General features: G+C 38.8%; 16 protein-coding genes. 15 read left to right on the top strand and 1 reads right to left on the bottom strand.

Going from position 1 to position 24,700, the window contains the following annotated elements; genetic code table 11:
* Nucleotides 1-27 precede the first annotated feature (27 nt).
* A complete protein-coding gene (locus Q4600_RS10550) occupies nt 28-657 on the bottom strand; it encodes a paraquat-inducible protein A (protein ID WP_102528760.1) in 630 nt (209 codons plus the stop codon).
* Nucleotides 658-886: 229 nt separating this feature from the next.
* Here Q4600_RS10550 and Q4600_RS10545 point away from each other — a divergent pair, with 229 nt between their 5' ends.
* The 15 genes from Q4600_RS10545 (at nt 887) to Q4600_RS10475 (ending at nt 24,243) form a co-directional block, all read left to right on the top strand.
* Nucleotides 887-1,177 (top strand): YebG family protein, encoded by a 291-nt coding sequence (locus tag Q4600_RS10545; protein WP_303516090.1) that lies wholly within the window; start codon nt 887-889, stop codon nt 1,175-1,177.
* Nucleotides 1,178-1,197: 20 nt separating this feature from the next.
* Nucleotides 1,198-1,656, top strand: a complete 459-nt coding sequence (locus Q4600_RS10540) for a GAF domain-containing protein (RefSeq protein WP_102528733.1) — start codon at nt 1,198-1,200, stop codon at nt 1,654-1,656.
* 269 nt (nt 1,657-1,925) lie between these two features.
* Nucleotides 1,926-2,561, top strand: coding sequence for an RNA chaperone ProQ (gene proQ, locus Q4600_RS10535; RefSeq protein WP_303516085.1), 636 nt, complete (start codon nt 1,926-1,928; stop codon nt 2,559-2,561).
* Nucleotides 2,562-2,583: 22 nt separating this feature from the next.
* Entirely contained in the window at nt 2,584-4,698 is a 2,115-nt protein-coding gene (gene prc, locus Q4600_RS10530; RefSeq protein WP_303516083.1) for a carboxy terminal-processing peptidase, read from the top strand.
* 95 nt (nt 4,699-4,793) lie between these two features.
* Nucleotides 4,794-7,355, top strand: a complete 2,562-nt coding sequence (gene pepN / locus Q4600_RS10525) for an aminopeptidase N (protein WP_303516080.1) — start codon at nt 4,794-4,796, stop codon at nt 7,353-7,355.
* An 85-nt stretch (nt 7,356-7,440) separates the two neighbouring features.
* The gene (locus tag Q4600_RS10520; RefSeq protein WP_102528737.1) at nt 7,441-7,656 is read left to right on the top strand and encodes a DUF2835 domain-containing protein; all 216 of its coding nucleotides are present in this window, start codon (nt 7,441-7,443) and stop codon (nt 7,654-7,656) included.
* 315 nt (nt 7,657-7,971) lie between these two features.
* A complete protein-coding gene (locus Q4600_RS10515; RefSeq protein ID WP_303516077.1) occupies nt 7,972-10,023 on the top strand; it encodes a DUF1302 domain-containing protein in 2,052 nt (683 codons plus the stop codon).
* Between the two features lie 13 nt (nt 10,024-10,036).
* On the top strand, nt 10,037-11,401 hold the full coding sequence (locus tag Q4600_RS10510; RefSeq protein WP_102528739.1) for a DUF1329 domain-containing protein: 1,365 nt from the start codon (nt 10,037-10,039) through the stop codon (nt 11,399-11,401).
* 48 nt (nt 11,402-11,449) lie between these two features.
* Nucleotides 11,450-12,460 (top strand): YCF48-related protein, encoded by a 1,011-nt coding sequence (locus Q4600_RS10505; RefSeq protein WP_229370312.1) that lies wholly within the window; start codon nt 11,450-11,452, stop codon nt 12,458-12,460.
* Nucleotides 12,461-12,598: 138 nt separating this feature from the next.
* The gene (locus tag Q4600_RS10500) at nt 12,599-14,953 is read left to right on the top strand and encodes an RND family transporter (RefSeq protein WP_102528741.1); all 2,355 of its coding nucleotides are present in this window, start codon (nt 12,599-12,601) and stop codon (nt 14,951-14,953) included.
* 266 nt (nt 14,954-15,219) lie between these two features.
* On the top strand, nt 15,220-20,064 hold the full coding sequence (locus Q4600_RS10495) for an NAD-glutamate dehydrogenase (RefSeq protein ID WP_102528742.1): 4,845 nt from the start codon (nt 15,220-15,222) through the stop codon (nt 20,062-20,064).
* 65 nt (nt 20,065-20,129) lie between these two features.
* Complete coding sequence (gene pyrD, locus Q4600_RS10490) at nt 20,130-21,152, top strand: quinone-dependent dihydroorotate dehydrogenase (protein ID WP_102528743.1); 1,023 nt, start codon at nt 20,130-20,132, stop codon at nt 21,150-21,152.
* Nucleotides 21,153-21,341: 189 nt separating this feature from the next.
* A complete protein-coding gene (locus tag Q4600_RS10485) occupies nt 21,342-21,875 on the top strand; it encodes a cell division protein ZapC (RefSeq protein ID WP_102528744.1) in 534 nt (177 codons plus the stop codon).
* Nucleotides 21,876-22,350: 475 nt separating this feature from the next.
* Nucleotides 22,351-22,851 carry a GNAT family N-acetyltransferase gene (locus Q4600_RS10480; protein WP_102528745.1) on the top strand — a complete coding sequence of 167 codons (501 nt, stop codon included), beginning with the start codon at nt 22,351-22,353 and terminating at the stop codon, nt 22,849-22,851.
* 237 nt (nt 22,852-23,088) lie between these two features.
* On the top strand, nt 23,089-24,243 hold the full coding sequence (locus tag Q4600_RS10475; RefSeq protein WP_102528746.1) for a GGDEF domain-containing protein: 1,155 nt from the start codon (nt 23,089-23,091) through the stop codon (nt 24,241-24,243).
* Nucleotides 24,244-24,700: the final 457 nt, after the last annotated feature.

Raw genomic sequence — 24,700 nt, 5'->3', positions numbered from 1 at the left:
GACGCTTGAGTCGTTGAGTGTGAAGTATTATTCGTCATGAACCATTCTCCACATATGTTCTAAGTTATATTCTCGCTGTAAGAACAGGATAACCAAAAATAACATCCCAAAACAAAAAGTGCCCATGCCTAAATAGATATCTGAAAAGTCAGATAAATTGAATGCTGCGACTAAAAAAGAAATGACATAGATTTCTAACATTGTTAATTGAGAAAGTACGCCATGGTTTTTCAGCAATTTACGATATGTTTGTTGCCAAAAAGCAGAATGAAGTCGGCGCTTTACAATGATAATTTGCAGCAATATCGACAATATAAGTAATCCTGGAGCGACGACCGCTGCAGCGATAACGGCGACAGCAACAATCCAGTAACCCTGAACCCAAACAGCAAATGCACTTTCATAAACTGTGGTTGCTCGAATACTGCCTAAAAAATGTATTTCAAGCACGGGAAGAAAATTAGCAGGGATATAAAACAGAATGGCTGCAATACATAGAGCAAGCATGCCATTTAAAGAGCAATATGGCACATCATACAGTGCCGTATGACAACGTGGACATAATGCACGAACATTAGAGGGCAAAGCACGGCGCTGCACAGCTAAATCACAAGAGCGGCACAATATAATAGTGTCTTGATCTAAATTTTTGGGCATATAAAAGCTAAAACCATCCATTTAGTAAATATGAGCAGCGAAACAATGATCCAAGTTGAGACATATTATAGCCACTTATTGTGACTAATTATGACCACTATCTGAGTTTATTCATCATGATTCGAGTTACAATGAAATGAGATAATACCAGAATAATCAGAATACTTGCATCAGAAGTTAGTTCTATGACACTCTATGCACTGTATATAAAAACAGTAGGAGGTTAATCATGGCGGTAATTACAAAGTTTGTCGTGGTCAGAGAAGGGGTGGAAAAGATGACGTTCACATCTAAAAAAGAAGCCGATGCCTATGACAAAATGCTCGATATTGCGGATAACTTAGTTCCTTTTATTACTAGCGCTGAGTTAAAAATTGACGAAAATAGTGTAGAGAAACTTGCTTTTTATCTTGCATCTAATAAAGATGAACTCGCAAATCTACTCAAAGGCGTCGTAAAAGCTAAGCCTGCAGTTAAACCTGCAGCCAAAAAAGCACCCAAAAAAGCGGCAGCAGAATAAAAGAATAGTTAGGAAGTAAAATGAAAGCTGAAATGTATGACACCTTGAACAGACAAGTGTTGGCCTTAATGGAAGGCGAAGACGACTTAATTGCTGGTATGGCAAATTTCTCAGCCTTATTAAATGACAATTTGGATGATATCAATTGGGTTGGCTTTTATATTAAGCGCAACGACCAATTAGTGTTAGGACCATTTCAAGGAAAAGTTGCTTGTACACGCATTGTGATTGGCAAAGGTGTATGTGGCACAGCTGCAGCCTTAGATGAAACTCAACTTGTTGAAGATGTCCACCAATTTGAAGGTCATATTGCTTGCGATGCAGCCAGTAATTCGGAAATTGTAGTGCCAGTTCATGACGGGAAAAATGTCATAGCTGTGTTAGATATTGATAGTCCTTCTTTGAATCGTTTTGATAAAGATGATCAAAAAGGCTTAGAAATCTTAGTTAAAAGCTTCGAATCTTGCTTATTTGCTTAATTTGCGAACAAATAAGCTAAATTGCAGGTCGCAATCGCTGACATGGGCTTTATAATACTGAGCTGCACGCATTACTATGTTTAAAATTTATTTACTGTAAATATGCAGGCAAGTAAGTTAATTTGTTAGGGCATGTTTCAATTGCTTTAGCAATCATGTAGGAAATGCTAATTTGAACGTTAAGCAAGACTCTGTTTAACGAAAGATAAACGACTGTAACTAGCTAAGATAGCTATAAACCAGTCCCCTTATATAACGTGGAAGTAAAAATGGAATCAACAGACAAGTTGACCGACACCAACGCAGTTTTAGCGTATTTATATGAAACATTTCCTTTATGCTTTATTGCAGAAGGTGAAACTAAGCCATTAAAAATTGGGTTGTTTCAAGATTTAGCTGAAAGGTTGGCTGATGATTCTAAAGTAAGTAAAACACAACTGCGTGTTGCACTTAGACGTTATACAAGTAGCTGGCGCTACCTTAAAGGTGTTAAAGCCGGCGTTCAACGTATTGATCTTGACGGACAAGACTGTGGCGAACTTGAGCAAGAGCATATCGATCATGCTCAGCAGACTTTAAAAGAAGGTCAAGAAAAAGCCAAGGCTAAGCGTCAAGCACAAGCTGCTAAAGCAAATCCTAAGAAGCCAGCTAAAAAAGCACCTTCTTCAAAAGCAGCTCCTGTTAAGAAAGACCGCCCAGCTAAGCCTAAAAAGCCTGCTGCACCAAAAGTTAATTATGTCCCTGCAAAATTTGACGAGCTTAAACAAAAACAACGTGTTAGTGTCAAGTTAGGACAAAATCCTGTCGCTGGCGTTATCACTGATATCAAGAAAGAAGATGTCCATGTACAGCTTGATTCTGGTTTAGTCGTTAAAGTACGTGCAGAGCATATTTTATTATCGTGATCATTTAAGGAGTAACTTGTTGATGCGAAAACTCACTTTGGCTGCGTCGATTGCCACTTTATTTGTCGGTTTTTCGGCTTGGGCAATTTCACCAACTATTCAAATCAACGAGTTACCTAAACTTGAGCAAGAGCCTCAACACAAGGTTGCGAGTAAGAGGGTAACGAATTTATTCACACGCTCTCATTACCATCGCTTTGAACTTGATGATGCTTTTTCTGAGTTGATTTATGATCGTTATCTGCAACAGCTAGATTTCAGACGTAATGTGCTTACACAAGCAGATGTTGATAGCTTTAAACAATATCAACATCTGTTTGACGATATGGTCAAAACAGGCAATATCGAACCTGCTTTCACTATGTTCTCTTTATTGCAACAACGTCGCTATGAACGTTTTGCTTACGCACTGACTTTATTAGACAAAGAATTCGACTTCACAGAAGCCGATGATGCCTATGAGTTTGACCGCGAAGAAGCTACATGGCCAAAAGATGAAGCAGAATTAAATGAACTTTGGCGCCAACGTGTCAAATACGATGCATTAAATTTAAAACTTGCTGATAAAGACTGGGAAGAAACAGTCGAAATTCTTGGCAAGCGTTACAACAATGCCATCAAACGTTTAAGTCAAACTCACAGTGAAGATGTGTTCCAAGGTGTTATGAATGCCTTTGCACGCACTGTTGAACCTCATACAAGTTATCTCTCTCCACGTAATGCTGAACGTTTCCAAATGGAAATGAACCTAAGCCTTGAAGGTATTGGTGCAGTGTTGCAAATGGATGATGATTACACGGTAATTAAAAGCTTAGTTGCTGGTGGTCCTGCCGCGAGCAGTGAAAAACTATCTCCAGAAGACAAAATTATTGGTGTCGGTCAAAAAGACGAAGAGATAGTCGATGTCATCGGGTGGCGATTAGATGATGTTGTTGAATTAATTAAAGGCCCTAAAGGCAGTGAAGTTAATCTTCAAATTTTGCCTAACAAAGGTGGCGCAAACGCGAAAGCATTTGAAGTGACGATTGTTCGTGACAAAATTCGCTTAGAAGATCGCGCTGCAACCTCTAAAGTTGTTGAGCCTACTGAAGGCGAATACGCTAACCGTAAAGTCGGTGTTATTCAAATTCCGGGTTTTTACATGAACTTATCCGTTGATGTAGAAAAAGAAATTGCTAAATTAAAAGAAGATAACGTTGAAGGTATTATCATTGATTTACGTGGTAATGGCGGCGGTGCATTAACCGAAGCGACATTACTGACTGGTTTATTCATTGATATGGGACCAGTGGTTCAAATCCGTGATGCTAATGGCCGAGTTACTCAAAACCGTGATAATGACGGTAAAAGTGCCTATAGCGGACCATTAACAGTTATGGTTGATCGCTACAGTGCCTCAGCATCAGAGATTTTTGCTGCAGCGCTTCAGGATTATGATCGTGCATTGATTGTAGGTGAGGCGAGCTTTGGTAAAGGTACAGTTCAGCAGCATAAAAGCTTAGGTCGCATTTATGATATGTACGAAAAACCTATTGGGCATGTACAGTACACCATTGCTAAGTTTTACCGTATTAATGGCGGTAGTACACAGTTAAAAGGGGTTACTCCAGATATCAATTTCCCTAGTGCACTTGAGCCTGGTGAATATGGTGAATCTGAAGAGAAGAACGCATTACCATGGGATAAAGTTCCGGTAGCGCAATACGGTACTTTAGGTAATATCTACCCTGAATTGGTATCTAAACTTGATACCAAGCATCAGCAGCGTATCAAAACCGATGTAGAATTTGGTTATATCTTTGATGATATTGCTGAATTTAAAAAGCATCATGATGATAAAACGATTTCATTAGTGGAAAGTGAGCGCATTGCTTCTCGTGAAGAAGATGAAAAGCGTATTCTTGACCGCACTAATGAGCGTCGTGTTAAAAATGGTCTTGAGCCTTTAGCATCACTTGATGAAGAAGATGAAGAAGCCACTGAAACTGATGCAGAATCAACAGAAGTTGCTGAAAACGAAACGGCAGATGCTGAAGAGTCTGAAGAAGACGAATTAGAAGTACCGGATGCGTTTTTAGAAGAAACAGCATTAATCACCCTAGACATGGTTGATGCTAAAAAATCTGCAGTGAAATAAACGCTATTTCATTGTCAAAAAACGCGCTTTTAGCGCGTTTTTTATTATGTAAATTTTATGCCCGTTAAATGCTAAGTGTTATTCAAGGATTATTTATGACTCAAGCTCAAGCAAAACATTTAAAAGACTATCAAGCACCGACTTTCACTATTAGTCACATCGAGTTAGATTTTAATTTAAAGGGTTCAGACACTGAAGTTATTGCGATAAGCAAAATACAAAGGGTAGGCGAGCACAGCGAAGCATTGGTGCTAGTAGGCGAGCAAATTAATTTAGTGTCTGTGCATATCAATGGCGAGCCAGCTGATTACCAAGAAAAAGATAACCAATTATCTATCAGCACCTCTTTAAATGATTTTGAGTTAATGCTCGTTACTAAGCAAGATCCTGAAGCAAACTCAAGCCTAGAAGGCTTATATATGTCTGATGGCGCTTACTGTACCCAATGTGAAGCTGAAGGCTTCAGAAGGATCACTTACTTCCTTGACCGTCCTGATGTTTTAGCTATCTATACGGTAAGAATCGAAGCTGACAAAGCGGCATTCCCGTTTTTATTAAGCAATGGTAATTTGGTTGAAAAGGGCGATGTGAGTGAATCTCGTCAATTTGTGCGTTGGGAAGATCCATTCCCAAAACCTAGCTATTTATTTGCCCTTGTAGCAGGAGACTTCGATTTACTTGAAGATAAGTTTATTACTCGTAGTGGCCGAGAGGTAAAACTGCAAGTATTTGTAGATAAAGGAAACTTGCATAAAGCTGACCATGCAATGGTGTCGTTACAAAAATCGATGGAATGGGATGAAAGCCGTTTTGATTTAGAATACGACCTCGATATTTATATGATTGTTGCCGTTGATTTTTTCAATATGGGCGCGATGGAAAATAAAGGCTTAAACGTGTTTAACACTAAATACGTATTAGCTGATACTGCCAGTGCGACAGATGAAGATTATCATGGTATTGAATCGGTTGTTGGCCATGAGTATTTCCATAACTGGACCGGTAACCGTGTGACGTGTCGTGACTGGTTCCAGTTAAGCTTAAAAGAAGGCTTAACGGTATTTAGAGATCAAGAGTTCAGTTCAGATTTAGGCTCTCGTGCTGTCAATCGTATTCAAGCCATTCGCGTCATGAAGAATCAACAGTTCGCTGAAGATGCAGGCCCTATGTCGCATCCAATTCGTCCTGAATCTGTTATTGAAATGAATAACTTCTATACCGTGACTGTTTATAACAAAGGCGCTGAAGTTATTCGGATGATGCATACCATATTAGGTGAGCAAAATTTCCAGTTAGGGATGAAATGTTATTTTGAACGCCATGATGGCCAAGCGGTAACTTGTGATGATTTCGTCAATGCAATGGAAACGGCGAGTGGTATCGACTTAACCTTATTCAGAAATTGGTACAGCCAAGCCGGTACCCCTGTGGTGACTGTGGTTGATCAATATGATGCAGATAACAAGCAGTACCAGTTAACTGTCAGTCAATCGGTTACTTCTCAAGGAGTGAAAGGAAACCCTCTGCATATTCCATTCAGCCTTGAGCTATTGAATTCTGCTGGTCAACCTTTAACAAACCAAGTGCTTGATGTGAAAGAAGCTGAACAGACATTTGTATTTGATAATATTGACGCAATGCCAGTGCCTTCTTTACTGCAAGATTTTTCAGCACCAGTTCGCTTAGATTATGAATTTAATGTTGACCAACTTGTACATCTAACACGTTTTGCATCAAGCGAAGTAGCACGTTGGGAAGCTTCTGTTGGTTTATTCAGCCAAGCTGTTTGGCAAAATGTCGCCAGTTTAGTTGCTAAAGAGGCAATGCATCTCGATGCTAGAGTGATTGAAGCAATAAGAGGCATTATTCTAGATGAAAGCTTAGACAAAGCGTTAGTGGCAGAAATACTGGCATTCCCGAGTGCGGCTGCTTTAATTGAACAGGTTGAAACTGTCGACTTAGATGCTTTACAAGCTGCTAGAGAATTTGTTATCGATGAACTTGCTGAAGCCTGTTTAGATGAGTTAGTGACGCGTTATCGTTCATTGATTAAGGAAGATAATGCAGCTTCGCGAGCCTTTAAGAATATCTGTTTAGTATTGTTATCGCGTGTGTCATCAGAATATGAAGGCTTAGTGACTGAGCAATATCATGCAGCTACGAATATGACCGATAGCCTAGCTGCACTTAAAGCTGCGGTTTCAGGTCAGTTAACTTGTCAACAAACGTTGATGGCAGACTTTGAGCAAAAGTGGGTTTCAACGCCACTGGTTATGGATAAATGGTTTAGTTTACAAGCTTCACAAAACACGCCTGAAGTCTTAACAAAAATCAAAGCACTCACTGAACATGAAAGTTTTAGCTTTAACAATCCAAATAGAGTGCGTTCGTTAATTGGCTTCTTTGTCGCTGCAAATACTTACCAGTTCCATGATGCGAGCGGCAGTGGTTACGAATACTTAACGGATATCTTGGTTAAACTGAATGAGTTGAACCCGCAAATTGCTGCCAGAATGATCACACCACTTATTCAGTTCAGTAAATTTGATGATGGCCGCCAACAAAAAATGAAAGCCTGTTTATTACGATTAAAAGCGCTACCTAACCTATCGAAAGATTTGTTTGAGAAAGTAGAAAAGGCGTTAGAACACGCTTAATCTAAAATTGGGTGACGGTTTATCATTTTAAATGCTAGATCGTTGCCTATCATTATTTCACTCTATAATTTGTAGTAATTGAGTTATGCAATTTATATTTTCAATGTACATCAGTTTTAAAGATTTTCTTCCTTATTACCAAGGCACAGTTAAAAATGTCGAGGTAAAGGATATTAATGGCAAAATTTTACACATAAATGGTAAATATTTTAGACCATTTGTGACCTCTGCAGGGATACAGGGGCAATTCATTTTGCAACTAGAACCTGCTGGAAAATTTATTTCTCTTAATAAAGTTTAGAGTAATTACTTCAAACGACCAATTGATTGTTAAATGGTGATTTAGCTTCACTTGGTTTTATGTAACCTGTTGAAAAAGTTTTGTTTTTATTTCATTTTTACTGCTTGTAGTCAATTCGTGTGATCCAATTCAAATAAGCGTTCGATTATTCTGTATTAATTTCTCCTAACTGCACCAATTCGTTAACAAATTTTCTGTTTTTTGAACTTGCTCAATGATGTTAATTGCTGTAACAATGGTGTTGCCTGCAGGCTAACAAAATGTTGGTTCAAATCCTATAACAACGAATCCGGCAGGTTACGGAGAGAAGCAAAAATGAATATTGTTAAAAGACGCTTTAACAAGTCGGCACTCGCTTTGGGGGTGGTGTCGGCATTGACTTTAGGGATGAGCAGTAGCGCTAATGCTGTATCATTTGATTGGGGTGAAGTACAAGGCACCTTTGACTCAACATGGACAGTCGGCGCAAGCTGGCGTGTTTCTGAGCGTGATTGGGAAGGCCAAATCGGTAAAGTTAACCAGCCACAGTTTGATTGGTCTGGTTATTCTGGTTTCGGTGCGCCATTTGGGCAAACGCCTATCTACTCTTCAGCTCAAATTTGGGGCCAGCCTGGTTCATACTCAAGTAACAACGACTTAAGTAACTTACTCTATTCTCAGGGTGACACTACCTCTGAACGTTTTAAAGGTTTGCATGAGCTATCTTTAGAATATAAGAACTTCGGTTTGTTTGTACGTGGCATGTATTTTTATGATCGCAAATTAAGTGATGGCGATTTTGATTATAACGATCCATTGACTGGCAAAGAATATGATCCTTGTGAGGATAGCCGAGCAGAAGAAGTTCAATGTAAAGACATTCGTTTATTAGATGCATTTGTTTACGGTAACTTTGACTTAAATGATGGTAAAAACCCATTATCAGTTCGTATCGGTAACCAAGTTGTTTCTTGGGGTGAAAGCACATTAATTCCTCACGGTATTGGTGTCATTAACCCCGTTGATTTAAATATCTTGAATACACCTGGTGCTGAACTTAAAGAAGCTTTCCGTCCGCAAGGAATGGTTTGGGCATCGTTAGGTGTTACCGAAAATTTAAATGTTGAAGCTTATTATCAATATGATTGGGAGCCAGTTTGGGTTCCATCTGCGGGTTCTAACTTTGCAACCAATGACTTTGTTGGTTTTGGTGGTTATAACCAAAACGCTCAGTTAGGTTTCAACTCAAACCCTGATATCAATCTTGATTTTTTAATGTCTGAGTATGCCGCGCTTTATGGTGCAGCAGCTGCGGCTAGTTTTGATCCTGCATTCGCAGCTTACATGGTGCCATATGCTACTAAAGTGGCTTTACTTCAAGATGAAGCAGAACCAAGTGATGATGGTCAATACGGTATCAAGTTAGGTTATTACGCGCCGAGTTTAGGTGAAACTGAATTTGGCTTGTACTACATGAATTATCACAGTCGCCGCCCTATTATCAGCGGTACAGCATCTAACTTTAGCAGTGAAGCTTTAGCAAGAGACTACGGCCGTTTAGCTGCAAGTGGCGGTGAAATTGACCGTGAGTTGATGCTTAGTATGGAATCGTTTACTAAGGCTCAAGTGGTATACCCTGAAGATATTCAATTGTACGGCGCGAGTTTTAACACCTTAGTCGGTGACACATCTGTTGCGGGTGAAGTTTCTCACCGTGTTGATGAACCATTACAAATTGATGACGTTGAACTGTTATTTGCAGGTATGCCACAGCAACTTGCTAATGCTGGTATACGCCCTGATTTAGATGGTGTGTCGCAAATTGAAGGTGTAGAGGCTGGTGAAACCATTGATGGTTTCATTTTATCCGATACGACTCAAGCTCAATTTACATTGACACATTTATTTGGTCCTACCTTTGGAACAGATAATTTAACCATGCTTGCTGAAGTCGGTGGTGTGTGGATCCATGACATGCCTGGTTTTGATGAACTACGCTTAAATGGTCCTGGAACCGCGCGTTCAGGTGGTAACCCTGATATGCCAGGTATTATCGAAGCCTTGCATGATGGTCCTGAAACGAATCCATTCCCAACTGATTTTGCTTGGGGTTATCGTTTAGTGGCTAAAGCTGACTACAATAATATCTTTGCTGGCGTGAACATGTCTCCACGTGTGATTTTCTCTCACGATGTAGACGGTATCACTCCTGATCCAATGTTCTTATTTACTGAAGGTCGTAAATCAGTTGCTTTAGGCGTTAGTTTTGATTATCGCAGCCGCTGGGGAGCAGATATTTCTTACAACAACTTCTTTGGTGGTGTAGGAACAACAAATGCAATGACTGACCGAGATTACGTCTCGTTTAACGTCAAGTATTCTATCTAGAAGGATAATAATAATGAAGAAACTGACGATATTATCGGCTGCAATGATCATGGCGTTTAGTGCGCCGGCAGCGATGGCGAAAGTATCTGAAGCTGAAGCAGCTAAATTGGGTAATGAACTTACGCCAATAGGTGCTGTTAAAGCGGGTAATGCTGACGGTTCTATCCCTGCTTGGGATAATGGTATTACTTCTCCAGTTGCTGGCTATGAAAAGGGAATGCATCATCCAGATCCTTTTCCTTCTGATAAAATTTTGTTCACCATTACAAATGCTAACAAAGCACAGTACGCTGAATTTTTAACGCCGGGTCAAAACAAGCTTTTTGAATTATACCCAGATACATACAAAATGAATGTGTATGAAAGTCGTCGTACGGCTTCTTTACCTCAGTATGTCTATGATGCAACTAAAGCTAACGCCTTAAATGCAGAGTTGGTTGCTAATGGTAACGGTGTAAGTGGCGCTTCTATTAGTGTGCCATTTCCAATTCCAAATAATGGTTTAGAAGTGATTTGGAACCACATCCTGCGTTATCGTGGTGTTGATATCAAAACTGCTCGTAGCCAAGCGGCTCCAACGGCAGGTGGTTCTTATACATTAATTGAAACGGCTGAAGAAATTCGCTTTAGCTACAGCCGTCCTGAAGTGACTCTGGATCAATTAAAAGAATCAAATACTTTGTTCTTCTTTAAACAAGTTGTACGTCAACCTGCGCGTCTTGCAGGTACTGCTTTGCTTGTTAAAGAGACAATGGATCAAGAAGCACTTCCGCGCCAAGCTTGGACTTATAACACAGGTCAACGCCGTGTTCGTAAAGCGCCAAATGTTGCCTTTGATACACCAGGTACAGTGTCTGATGGTCTAAGAACAACTGATGATTTCGATATGTTTAACGGATCTCCTGTGCGTTATAACTGGGAACTGGTCGGCAAGAAAGAGCTTTATATCCCTTACAACGATTACAAACTTCATTCAGATTCACTTGAATATGATCAAATCTTAAAACCAGGTCATATCAACCCTGAATTTGCTCGTTGGGAAAAGCACCGTGTTTGGGAAGTTAAAGCAACCCTTAAAGATGGCATGCGTCATATTTATAAAACACGTGTTTTCTATATCGATGAAGATTCATGGCAGGTTTCGCTAACGGATATGTACGATAACCGTGATGAGTTATACCGTGTAGGTACAGCACATTCGATTAACTACTACGAAGTTCCAACACATTGGAGCACGTTAGAAATTTTCCACGATTTACAATCTCGTCGATATTTAGCAATGGGATTAGATAATGAAGGCCGCATGTACGATTTCGATGCTAAGCTTTCTGAAGCTAATTTCACACCTGACGCATTACGTCGCGCAGGTATTCGCTAAGACCTTTATGGGGCGCATTGCGCCCCTATTATTTCTAAGGAAGTTTGTATGTCGTTTCGCACACTTCGCAATGTTGTCGCAATCAGCTTAGGTTGTTTAATTTCTACTGCGCCAGTCCATGCTCAATTCGATCCTCTTACCGTTCAAATACAGCCACTCGCTGAGTCTTCATTAGTCCTAGATATTGCCAAAGCAGGTGAAAACCTTGTTGCGGTGGGTGAACGCGGTCATGTGTTAGTTAAACAACAAGATTGGCAACAAGTGAGTTCACCTGTAATTTCCCAATTAACCAAAGTGTTCTTTTTAAATGAAAAACAAGGCTGGGCGGTAGGTCATGATGCAACCATCATTCACACTGAAGATGGTGGGTTAACTTGGCAAGTACAATTCCAATCTACAGAAGTTGAAAAACCGCTTTTGGATATTTTATTTTTTAATGAAAATGAAGGTATTGCCGTTGGCGCGTATGGTTTGTTTTATCGCACAGCTGATGGTGGCAAGAATTGGGTTCAAGAGTTTCATGAAGAATTACTATTCCCTGAAGATGTCTCATATCTTGCTGATTTAAAAGCTGAAGATGAAGCTTTATATTTATCAGAAAGATCAGCGTTATTACCTCACTTTAACCGTGTCATCCAATTAGCTGATAATCGACTGTTGATGGTAGGTGAATTAGGACTTGTCGCCACATCAGATGATAATGGCGTAACGTTTGTTACACAGCCTTTTGATTATGAAGGTTCAATGTTTAATGCTATAGAAACAGATGCCGCAGTGTTTGTCATGGGCTTGCGTGGCCATGTTTTCAAAACCGATAAGCAATTCAGTCAATGGCAAGAAATCGCTTTACCGGTGAAGTCTTCAATTAATAACGCTTATATTACTGATTCTGGATCTTTGTACCTTGTTGGTAACGCAGGTGTTGTTATCGAGTTAGATAATACTGATACAGCTAATATCATTGCACGTAGACAAGGCGAAAATATCGTCGCTATTGAAAGTGATAATCAAGGTCAAGTTTGGTTTGCTGGTTCAAAAGGTTTATTTCAGCTCAAATAGAGTCGCTTAAGCTTTACGATGGATTTGTTCAGTGACGGGGCAAGTAAACGTGTCTGGAAGATACGGTTACGGTGTAAATTGAGCAAAATAAACACTAAGTTAGTGTAAAAATAAAACAACAATAATAGGGCCGATAAGATGTTAGAAAAACTGGTCAATGGATTTGAAACCCATCTTTTCAGAAACCGCATGTGGGTGATTTTGTCATTCATGTTAATTACACTTTTTCTTGGTTATCAAGCAAGCCAATTAAAAATGGATGCGGCTTTTAGTAAAAACATACCGCTTAATCATGAGTACATGAAAACCTATACAAAGCATCAAAAAGATTTTGGTGGTGCGAATAGGATTATGGTGTCTGTTGAAGACACTAGCGGTGATATATTTAATCCTGAATATTTCGAAACCCTGAAACAGGTTCATGATGAACTGTTTTTTATCCCGGGTGTAGAGCGTTCCCAAGTTAAGTCTTTATATTCTCCTTCAACACGTTTTACTGAAGTTGTTGAAGATGGTTTTGCTGGCGGACCAGTGATACCTGCAGATTTTCGTAACGATGAATATGGCCTGAATGTTGTTCGTGACAATGTGGAAAAGGCAGGTATTGTTGGTCGTTTAGTATCAAATGATTATTCATCAGCGATGTTAACAGCGCAGTTAATGGATTTTGTGGCTAAAACAGACGAAGAAATGGCCGAGTCTGAAGGTGCTGAAAAAGATATTACGACTAAACCACTCAACACGATTCAATTCGCTAAACAATTAGAAAACCAATTACGCGGCAAATACGAAACGGAAACGATTAAAATCCATATTATTGGATTTGCTAAAATGGCAGGTGATGTCGCAGAAGGGGCAAAAGGCGTATTACTGTTTTTCTTGATTGCGATTTTGATTACTGCAGTCATGGTGTATTTATTTTCTAAGTCGTTAATTCTAACGGTTCTCCCACTTGTGTGCAGCCTTGTCGCTGTTTTCTGGCAGCTAGGGTTATTAACTGTGGTCGGTTTTGGCTTAGATCCTATGTCAATTCTAGTACCGTTTTTAGTGTTCGCAATTGGCGTTAGTCATGGCGTTCAAATGATCAATGCTGTTAGACGTCGTGTACTCGATGGTCAAAATACCAAAGCAGCTTCAGCATCGGCATTTCGCAGTTTATTAGTGCCGGGCGGCGTAGCGCTATTATCAGATACCGTTGGTTTTTTAACGTTATTGGCGATTGATATTGGTATTATCCGAGAACTCGCTATTTCAGCTTCACTGGGTGTGGCTGTTATTATTTTAACCAATCTCATTCTATTGCCTTTGGTGATTTCATACACCACGATTAAGCCAGAAAAAGAAGATCCAGTTAAAAAAGCCAAAATTGAAGGTTTGTGGCGCAGCTTGTCAAAATTCGCGACACCTAAATATGCTGTCATTGTACTAGTTTGCACCGCAGTGCTATACGGCTTTGGTTTTCAGCAAGCAAGCAATATCAAAATTGGTGACTTGCAGGGCGGTGCGCCAGCACTTCATTTAGATTCTCGATATAACCAAGATACTTTCCATATAACAGACAATTATTCAATTACGACTGATTATATGACTGTGATTGTTGAAGCGACACCTGAAGCTTGTACATATCATTCCATTCTAAATGAAATTGATCAGTTTGAATGGATGGTTGGCAATACACCAGGTGTTGAGTCGACCGCAAGTTTAGCGTCAGTCTCTAAGCGAGTGAATGCCGGTTTCAACGAAGGTAATCCTAAATGGCAAGTGCTTCCTCGTACCACAGCGAGCTTAGTGCAAGCTGTAGGCCGTGTGCCAACTACCTCTGGATTACTTAACGGTAATTGTTCAGTGATGCCAGTTTTCTTGTTCTTAAAAGATCATAAAGCAGAAACCATTGAAGTTGTGACTGCCAAAGTAAAACAAGTTGCTGAGCAGCTTAATACTGACACATTGCAGTTTAAATTAGCTTCAGGGCCAGTTGGCGTGATGGCAGCGACAAATGAGGCTGTTAGCGAAGCACAGCTACCAATGATGATTTATGTTTATGGCGCGGTGTTTGTTTTATGTCTCATCAGCTTCCGTTCAATTAAAGCGACTATCGCCGTGATTGTGCCTTTATATGTGGTTTCAACATTAGCGCAAGCATTAATGACGTGGCTAGATATCGGTTTAGCGGTGAGTACATTACCTGTTATTGCATTGGGTGTGGGTATTGGCGTGGATTACGGTATTTATATTTTATCGACCATGTCAGGTAAACTTACTCAAGGTATGGCAGTCCAGCAAGCCTACTTTGAAGCCTTAGTTGAACGTGGTAGTGCGGTCATCTTTACAGGGTTAACTTTAGCTATTGGTGTGAGTACTTGGTTCTTTTCAGCACTTAAGTTCCAAATGGACATGGGTATTTTGTTAACTTTCATGTTTTTAGTAAATATGTTGGGTGCGATAATTATTTTACCTGCGTTGTCAGCGGTATTCTGGCGCAAACCCAAGTAAATAAACGGTTTGAAAATATTAAGAGGAGCTTAGGCTCCTCTTTTTTTTGCATAGTTAGTCTATCTAAACGCTTGATTGGTCAAATAGTGACTATAATTCTATAGTTAACAAGGATTTTAGAGGATCTACCACTAAAATAGTGCTCGATATAGCAGTTAATTAGTAATAAACTTTGCTCCAGATCTCAGTTTTAGACTGAATCAACAAGCCGAAGCATCCAATATAATGATAAAAGCGCTGCCATAAACGCTTAAGGAAACTGCAACATGGCCTTTAAAGATGCAATGCCTTCAGTACTACTAGAAAATGTAGTCAATTTAATTCATAAAAAAATCCCTAATTCTCAAGCTAAACAAGTTGAGCAATTTGCCAATTGTATATACGCCCATATGTCAAAAGACGACTTAAATGCTCGTAATGACAGCGACCTTTATGGTGCCGTACTAAGCCTTTGGAATGCGCTAAACAAATCAGCTAAAACCAACAGCCACATCCGTGTGTTTAACCCAAGTCAGTCGAAACATGGCTGGCAGTCTACCCATAGTATTATTGAAATTATTCAACCAGATATGCCTTTCTTGGTTGATTCAGTGACTATGGCATTAAACCGCATGGGCATTACGGCGCACATGGTGTTACATACACCGTTAGCATTAGTTCGTGATGAGGAATTGGTTAAAGAAGTTTCTTTTATTAAAGATGCGCCAGAAGCAACTGAAAATGTTGCGGTATTTTTAATTGAAATCGATCGTCAAAGTAGCGAAGCCGATATTAAAGCCATTGGTAAAGAACTTGAATCAGTTTTTGCTGATGTTGTGTCTTCAGTTGATGATTGGCAGCAAATGTCAGATAAGTTAACCGAGACGGTTAAGCAATTACCAAAACAACCATTTCCAGGCGATAAAGCTGAAATGGAAGAAGCGACTAAATTCCTAACTTATCTCAATAATCATCATTTTACATTACTTGGTTACAGACATTACGAGTTAAAGCGTGTTGAAGGTGATGTTGAGTTAGTACCAGATTTGGATTCAAGCTTAGGCTTAATGAGCCGCTCGAGTGCTGAACATGCAGATCGTGGATTACTTTTGTCTACGTTCTCAGCTTCTGCCCGTAAAGAAGCGCTGGATGAAAGCTTATTAGTGCTTACTAAAAGCTCAACCAAAAGTCGTGTACATCGCCCTGCATATGTCGATTATGTGGGTATCAAACGTTTTGATAAAGCAGGTAATGTCATAGGCGAAGACCGATTCTTAGGCCTATATGCTTCTAATTTATATAACCGAAGCCCACGTGAAATTCCGCTACTTGCTGGTAAAGTTGAACGCGTTATGGAGCAATCTGGTTTAACGCCTCGCTCTCATGACTATAAAGCGTTAATGAATATCCTTGAGAACTTACCTCGCGATGAGCTGATACAAGCTAAAGAAGATGAGCTTGCTCATATCGCTCGCGGCGTTTTAGAAATGCAAGATCGTGACAAATTAAAGTTATTTGTCCGTAAAGACGGTTTTGGTCGTTTCTTATCTTGTTTGGTGTATGTATCAAAAGATCGTTACAACACCAAATTACGTCAAGATACACAACGCATTTTGGCTCAACATTTTAACAGTAGTGAAGATGTTGAATTTACCACTTACTTCTCAGAATCAACTTTAGCGCGTACTCATTACATCATTAAAGTTGACAATAATAATATGGACGTCGATGTGGCTGCTATTGAGAAAAACCTAATTGAAGCAGCTCGCTCTTGGGAAGATAAACTACATAGTTCACTGAATAATGCTCTTGGTGAGCAGTCAGGAACGGGTCTTATTAAGCGTTACTTCACGGCATTTTCACCGAGTTATAAAGAAGATGTGTTGCCTAGTTCAGCAGTGGTTGATATTCAACACCTTGAAGCATTGAACGACGAACATAAATTGGGCATGCTTTTTTATCAGCCACAAGAAACGGCATTAAATGATAATAAAGTTCGCTTAAAGCTATTTCATAAAGATGAACCTATTCATCTTTCTGATGTGCTACCTATGCTTGAAAACTTTGGTTTGCGGGTCATTAATGAACGTCCGTACGAAGTTAAAACTGCAGATGGTCAAACCTTCTGGATTTTAGACTTCTTAATGACAGTGCAGGGCGCTGCCATTGAAAACCTTGCTGATAGCCAAGATCGTTTTCAAAATGCATTATCACAAGTTTGGGATAAAGAACTTGAAGATGATGGCTTTAACCGAATGATTTTAGCGACCAGCTTAACGGGTCGTGAAGTGTCTATTTTGCGTGCTTACGCTAAATATATGCGTCAAATAGATGCAACTTTTAGTCAGTCATACATTGAAGAAACGTTTAATCGCTATCCGCAAATAGCTGACTTACTAGTTAAAATGTTCATTCGTAAATTTAATCCAAAATTAAAAACTCGTACGTTAAATAAGTTTTTAGAACAGGTGGATTTGCGTCTTGAGGACGTATCGAGCTTAGATGATGATCGTATTATTCGTCGTTATTTAGATTTGATCAACGCAACACTACGTACCAATTTCTATCAAACATTGAACAAAAACGAAAACAAGCCGTACATTTCGTTTAAGTTCTTACCTGAAGACATTCCTGAAATGCCTCGCCCATTACCGAAATTTGAAATCTTCGTATACTCTCCGCGAGTTGAAGGTGTTCATTTACGTGGCGGTAAAGTAGCGCGTGGTGGTTTACGTTGGTCTGACAGACGTGAAGATTTCCGTACTGAAGTGCTTGGTCTTGTAAAAGCGCAACAGGTTAAAAACACCGTTATTGTACCTGTTGGTGCAAAAGGTGGCTTCGTGTGTAAACAGCTACCAACTGAAGGTGGCCGCGAGGCATTCTTTAATGAAGGCCAAGCATGTTACCGATTATTTATCCGTGGTTTACTTGATATCAGCGACAACATCATTGAAGGCAAAGTGGTACCGCCAAAAGATGTAGTACGTCATGATGAAGATGATGCATACCTCGTTGTTGCAGCTGATAAAGGTACTGCGACTTTCTCTGATATTGCCAACGAAATTGCCATTGAGTATGACTTCTGGTTAGGTGATGCTTTCGCATCTGGCGGCAGTAACGGTTATGACCATAAAAAAATGGGTATTACTGCGAAAGGCGCTTGGGAATCGGTTAAACGTCATTTCCGTGAAGAAGGTATTGATTGCCAAACAACTGATTTTACCTGTTTAGCAGTGGGTGACATGGCTGGCGATGTATTTGGTAACGGTATGTTGTTATCGCGCCATACTAAGCTCGTTGCAGCATTTAACCACATGCATATCTTTGTTGATCCAAACCCGGATACTGAAAAGAGTTACGTAGAGCGTGAGCGTTTGTTTAATCTACCGCGTTCAAGCTGGGAAGATTACAACACTAAATTGATGTCTAAAGGTGGGGTGATTTTTAATCGTTCTGCTAAGTCACTTAAGTTGACTAAAGAAATCAAGGGAATGCTTGAAACTGATTCAGACACCATGACCCCGAACCAGTTAATGCAAGCATTGCTAAAAATGCGTGTTGATTTGATTTGGAATGGTGGTATTGGTACTTACGTTAAAGCAACTTCTGAAACGCATGCTGAAGTTGGCGATCGTGCAAATGATGCTATTCGTGTCAATGGTAATGAATTAAACGCTAAGATCATTGGTGAAGGTGGTAATTTAGGTGCGACACAATTAGGCCGTATTGAATTTGCGGCTAATGGTGGTCGAGTTAATACTGACTTTGTTGATAATGTTGGCGGTGTTGATTGTTCAGATAATGAAGTGAACATTAAAATCTTACTCAATACGTTAGTGGCAGACGGTGAACTTACCGTTAAGCAACGTAACCGCTTATTAGAATCAATGACTGATGAAGTGGGGGATATTGTACTTCAAGATTGTAATGATCAAACTCGTACAATTTCAGTGACGCAGGCTCACGGTGTTTCACAATTAAAAGAACACATTCGTTATATTCAGTATCTTGAAAAAGATGGCAAGTTGGATAGAGCGTTAGAGTTCCTTCCAACAGATGATGAACTTGCAGATCGTTTAGCCAATAGCAGAGCATTAACTCGTCCAGAATTATCTGTGTTAGTTGCTTATGGAAAAATGGTATTAAAAGAGCAATTAGTTACAGCAGAAATCACTGAAGATACATTCTTAAGTAAATTGCTAACGGCTTATTTTCCTCAGAAATTACAAGACAAATATGCTGATAAAATGATTGCGCATCCATTGCGCGGTGAAATTATTGCGACTTCATTAGCTAATGAACTTGTTAATGACATGGGCTTTAATTTCGTGCAACGCATGCAAGATGAGACAGGTGCCACAGTAGCCGAAGCCGCAATTTGTTATACTATGGCTCGCGAAGTTTTCGGTTTAGCTGATTTAACTCAATCAATTACTGAATTAAACGGTATTGTGTCTGCTGACGTGCAAAGTGAAATGCTGCATCAATTACGTCGCAATATGCGCCGTGCTTGTCGCTGGTTCATCCGTCATCGCACCAAAGGTGAAAATATTGAGCAAACAGTGGCGTTCTTCAAACCTGTATTTGAAGAATTAAAGACCAATGTTGATCAGTATATGATTGCTGCTGAAGTGATTGCGATTTCAACTGAAATAAAATCACTAACAGAACAAAAAGTACCTGAGTCTTTAGCACAAGTTGTTGCTAAAATGAGTACCTTGTTCTCAGCGTTAGATATCGCCCAAATTGCCCAAATCGAAGGTAAGTCAGTTCAGCTTGTGGCTGAAACCTATTTCAGACTTGGTGCAAAAGTTGAATTACATTGGTTCCTTGAACAAATTAGTAATCAGCCCGTATCTAACCATTGGCAAGCGCTTGCTCGTGCCGCCTTCAGAGAAGAATTGGATTGGCAGCAACGCGCACTGAGCTCTACTGTGCTGCGAGCGTGTACAGATACTTGTAATGCCGATTCAATTATTCAGCAATGGATAGACAATAACGAGAAGCTATTGGAACGTTGGTTCCACCTATTAGCAGACTTTAAAGTCTCTCAAAGTCATGACTTTGCCAAATTCTCGGTGGCGTTACGTGAACTTAATTTGTTGATCCTTCATTGCGAAGGACCGAGATAATTATTTATAATAAGTGAACAAGCCCTGGCAAATAGCCGGGGTTTTTTTTAGGTTTAGGAGAAAGCATGTTTTTTTACAAAGTTGCACAAAAAGTAATGTTTCAAATGGATCCAGAAGTAGCGCATAACATCGCTATTGGAAGTTTAAAAAACACTGGAAACAACCCTTTAAACCTATTTTATAGTCAAAATGTTAGCGCTGCTCCAGTGACTTGCATGGGTATTACATTCAATAACCCTGTAGGCCTTGCTGCAGGCTTAGATAAAGACGGTGAATCGATTGATGCATTCCATGCCATGGGTTTTGGGCATGTAGAAGTCGGCACTGTCACTCCTCGACCACAACCAGGTAACGAGCAACCACGTTTATTCAGATTAAAACCAGCTAAAGCGATTATTAATCGTATGGGTTTTAATAATAAAGGTGTTGATAATTTAGTCCGAAACTTAATGGCTAAAAAAACAGACATTATTGTTGGTGTGAATATTGGTAAAAATAAAGATACTCCGGTTGAAGAAGGCAAAAACGATTACTTAATTTGCATGGAAAAAGTTTATCAACATGCAGATTATATTGCGGTTAATATTTCATCACCAAATACACCGGGTCTTCGTACAATGCAATACGGTGAATTGTTAGATGATTTATTAAGCTCGCTAAAAGAAAAGCAAGCAGAGCTAGCTAAAAAGTATAATAAATATGTTCCAGTTGCATTGAAAATAGCGCCAGATTTAACCACTGAAGAAATTGAGAAAATTGCTGAGTCATTATTGAAAAGTAAATTTGACGGCGCAATTGCCACAAACACTACATTAAGTCGTGATGCTGTGGTTGGCCTTGATAATGCGGATGAAATGGGTGGTTTGAGTGGTAAACCGTTAACCGATCTTTCAACTAAAGTGATCAAACAATTAGCTGAATATTTAAACGGTGAGATCCCAATTATTGGCGTTGGCGGAATTAATAGTGCAGAAGATGCTTTAGCTAAATTTGACGCAGGTTCTCAATTAGTTCAGATATATACTGGCTTTATTTACCAAGGTCCTGGATTAATTAATGATATTGTAAAAGCCTATAAAGCAAAATAAGATCTGAATAGTTTAAAAACCAACCAAAGATCCTTTTTTTAGATCTAATAAAGTTATAGCGATCGAAATAACGATCTTTCGATCGTTGTAACTTTATGATCTTTATATCAAAAATATTCAATAATGTTTTGATATTGTCTGAAATATAAACTATTATCACCTTGTATTCTTATAATTAGGTACTAAAAAATGTTATTAATGCCAAATAAGGACTGGCAGTGGGAATATAATGAAAACTATAAGCAATTAAGTATTTCATTAGGTTCCGAGATGGAGTTCTTAACCCCATACAAAACTAAAGCGCTCATTCCTGATGCATTAATAACATCGGAATTTAGTGTCGAGCACGCTAAATTCTATATCAACTTGCTTGAAACGCTTCCAAAAGTTATCAATATGTCAGATGCTGCTGTTGTTCAAACAGCACTAAATGCAACCGCTGCCCATTTTTTGTTAAAACCACAAATGCCTAAATCTTGGTTTTTTGAAATAAGCCAAGAATGTGTTTATTGTGAAGTCGGTAAGTTATTTAACCTCAATGCTAATGGTACTCGCGTTTTAGTCATGGTAGTTGAGAATAGCCTACAAGCTGCATTAGTGATGGTACTGTCTAAAGAGTGTCCATTATCTGAGAACAAAACTCTGCAGCAATTTGAAACAATTAAAGTGATGCATAATAGACTCAACCCGCTTAGAAAAGCTCAACTTGTGGTTGCTGCATAATCAAATAGAATTGATTCTTCGAGGTTAGCTTCTTTAATATTGGTTTCTCTAACATTGGTTTCTCTAACATAGGTTTCTTTAACATCGTTTTTTACAACATCAGTTTAGGCTTCACACTTTAGCGAAGCTTATCTATAATTGTTTTAGAAGCTATAAAGTTTAACTATTCTATATCTATTTTGCTGTATAAGATGACTTTGCAACAAAGTTTACTTTTCACAACATTAACTCCTTTCATCACTTATTATTAGTCAGATGCATGTCTTACTGAGCAACTCTTGTTATTACTCATCGTAAAAATGCCTAGAATAGCTAAAAATCAAAACCTATTACTTGATGCAGTTGTGAGCTTTAAAGGTTCGTTTTAGTATAATCATGTCTATATGTATTAATGAATATTGCTAATCTTTGAAATGTTAAATTTAGCTGGTAAGGTGAAAAGTCATAAATGTTGGAATACTAAAAGACTATGAAGATGAATATAGTGATTAAACCAATTGTTGCAGAACAAGATAGCGAAGTTGCATTAATTATTAAAACCGTTGGCAAGGAATTTGGTGCGATTGGCGAAGGTTTTGGACCGTCAGATCCTGAAGTAGAGCAAATGAGTCAGCATTATCATTACAATAATAAGAGTATCTATCTAGTGGCATCGTTAGATGGGAAAATTTTAGGTTGTGGTGGCGTCGCTTCTTTCAATGAGTCAGAAGATACTTGTGAGCTTCGTAAGTTATTTTTGCTACCCGAGAGCCGTGGATTAGGTATAGGCATGCAACTCACTCAAGCTTGCTTGGAATTTGCTGAAGATATGGGGTTTAAACAATGTTATTTAGATACATTAACCAGTATGACCGCTGCGATTAAGCTATACGAGAAAGTAGGTTTTGAGCATCTTAACCAACCTCTGGATGGTACCATTCACGGTGGCTGTGATGTTTGGATGCTTAAAAAGTTTAGTACAGATTCGGGTTGTTAAATGGCGAGTGATCTTTTACAACGTTCCCTGTACTCCTTCATCCATTGCACCAATCTTTAATCGAAATTCACAACTCTCAGATAGATTGTCATTACAGCGTGTTCTATTAGATTATTTCCAAAAAAGATTGTTTTCGATAACTATTTTATGATTTTATGGTCAATTATTGCTACCTAATTTCAGTTGTCCTACAATCAAATTAAACAAGTATAACCTTAAAATAACTCAGGGAATTATATGTTCGATTATTTGAAAGGCTCTGCCAAAATACATCGTTCAGAATATACCTTTTGGCGCTTTAAACACTTTCACATTTACCAAGTCATGTTGCCTTATTCGGGGTTTGTGCTTTCAGTTATTCCGATATACCTGTTATTTGGTTATTTTGACTATCAGCACTTACAGGAAGATGCGTGGCTAGCAACAATGACCCGCCTGTTTTTTTCTTTTTTATGTGTGGCACTTTTATTATTATTAAAACGTTATTCGCCAAAACATTTAGATTTAGCTGAATTAACTTTAGTGTTATGTGTTTATTGGTCATTGACTTATATTGGCCAAATGGCAATGCACGGAGGGGATTTTAACTATCAATCGGGCGGTATATTGGTCATGGCTTATGTCGGCGCCTTGTCACGCTTGCCGTTCAAAGCCAGTTTTATCGCACTTACATTTATGGCAATTTGTTACGTATGGATGATATCTCCTTTAAGGTTAGAGCATGATTTTGCAGAAGAAATAGATCGTTTATCTATCATGTCGGCTATTTATATCATGTGCCTTATTGCTTGTTTAAGACGAGAGTCTGAAACACATACAAGTTTTGAACAATATTCACAAATCCGCAGTCAGCAACTTAAGTTAAAAGCCAGCCAGCGTAAATTATCGCTACAAGCGGTAACCGATCCATTAACCGAATTAAAAAATAGACTCTACTTAACCCAAAATGCAGCTCTATTTGTCCAAAATGCAAAGCAATCAAAGCAAGGTATGAGTTTACTCATGATTGATATAGATAACTTTAAATCAATCAATGATGTATACGGGCATCAAGTGGGTGATAATGTGATTTATGGTGTTGCACAAATCATCAGGCAGCATTGTGGACGTTATACAGGGATGAACATTCGATATGGTGGGGAAGAGTTCTTATCGGTATTCCATTGCTTTAGTGAGTCAGAGCTACAGCAAATTGCGGAATCAATATTAACCGACGTGGCAAAACTCTATTGGCCTGATAAAAACTTAAGAGTCACCGTTTCTATTGGTTTAGCTACCAACAAAAATCAGTCATTGAATATGCATGAGTTAATTAATCAAGGCGATAAAGCTTTATACCTAGCGAAACAAAAAGGTAAAAATAGAATCGAAATATATAGCGATAAGCCATAGTTATAGCTCTAGTTATAGCCCTAACCCTAACCATAAAGCGGTAGCAGCGTTTCTGTTTTAATTTTCTTCATTTAAGCATTAATATCTAATATAAAATATTATTGTCTAATTAAAGAATAACTAACCATGACGGGCAGTTAAGTACTTGCGAGATGTAAATACATCAACTACTTTTACTGAATAGTAACTCTTTATATTACAAATTTTTCGTTGTTAAATTAGATGGTTAACACTAGTAATTATCTCAATTTTTATGCCTCTTTGATGTTTAAATTGTTGCATTAGTTGTAGTGTGAAAAACAGACTAGATCTATCGATAATATTTTTATTTAGATATTTGTAGCGTTAAACCCTAAATAATTCCCATATATGGTCGATTGTATAGGTGTGGTATTTCTAAACTTAATTAAGTGGTATTTGATCTGGGAAGCCTCACAGTGATCACGCATGTGATCTA

The organism is Shewanella sp. 2_MG-2023 (genome assembly GCF_030548905.1).
Taxonomy (GTDB): Bacteria; Pseudomonadota; Gammaproteobacteria; order Enterobacterales; family Shewanellaceae; genus Shewanella; species Shewanella electrodiphila.
This window is presented reverse-complemented; position numbering and strand designations above follow the sequence as displayed.

Coding starts and splice junctions, on each gene's coding strand:
- Q4600_RS10495 (WP_102528742.1), top strand. CDS start 15,220: ATGGCCTTTAAAGATGCAATGCCTTCAGTACTACTAGAAAATGTAGTC.
- prc (WP_303516083.1), top strand. CDS start 2,584: ATGCGAAAACTCACTTTGGCTGCGTCGATTGCCACTTTATTTGTCGGT.
- Q4600_RS10485 (WP_102528744.1), top strand. CDS start 21,342: ATGTTATTAATGCCAAATAAGGACTGGCAGTGGGAATATAATGAAAAC.
- Q4600_RS10540 (WP_102528733.1), top strand. CDS start 1,198: ATGAAAGCTGAAATGTATGACACCTTGAACAGACAAGTGTTGGCCTTA.
- Q4600_RS10545 (WP_303516090.1), top strand. CDS start 887: ATGGCGGTAATTACAAAGTTTGTCGTGGTCAGAGAAGGGGTGGAAAAG.
- pyrD (WP_102528743.1), top strand. CDS start 20,130: ATGTTTTTTTACAAAGTTGCACAAAAAGTAATGTTTCAAATGGATCCA.
- pepN (WP_303516080.1), top strand. CDS start 4,794: ATGACTCAAGCTCAAGCAAAACATTTAAAAGACTATCAAGCACCGACT.
- Q4600_RS10475 (WP_102528746.1), top strand. CDS start 23,089: ATGTTCGATTATTTGAAAGGCTCTGCCAAAATACATCGTTCAGAATAT.
- Q4600_RS10510 (WP_102528739.1), top strand. CDS start 10,037: ATGAAGAAACTGACGATATTATCGGCTGCAATGATCATGGCGTTTAGT.
- proQ (WP_303516085.1), top strand. CDS start 1,926: ATGGAATCAACAGACAAGTTGACCGACACCAACGCAGTTTTAGCGTAT.
- Q4600_RS10500 (WP_102528741.1), top strand. CDS start 12,599: ATGTTAGAAAAACTGGTCAATGGATTTGAAACCCATCTTTTCAGAAAC.
- Q4600_RS10480 (WP_102528745.1), top strand. CDS start 22,351: ATGAATATAGTGATTAAACCAATTGTTGCAGAACAAGATAGCGAAGTT.
- Q4600_RS10550 (WP_102528760.1), bottom strand. CDS start 657: ATGCCCAAAAATTTAGATCAAGACACTATTATATTGTGCCGCTCTTGT.
- Q4600_RS10520 (WP_102528737.1), top strand. CDS start 7,441: ATGCAATTTATATTTTCAATGTACATCAGTTTTAAAGATTTTCTTCCT.
- Q4600_RS10505 (WP_229370312.1), top strand. CDS start 11,450: ATGTCGTTTCGCACACTTCGCAATGTTGTCGCAATCAGCTTAGGTTGT.
- Q4600_RS10515 (WP_303516077.1), top strand. CDS start 7,972: ATGAATATTGTTAAAAGACGCTTTAACAAGTCGGCACTCGCTTTGGGG.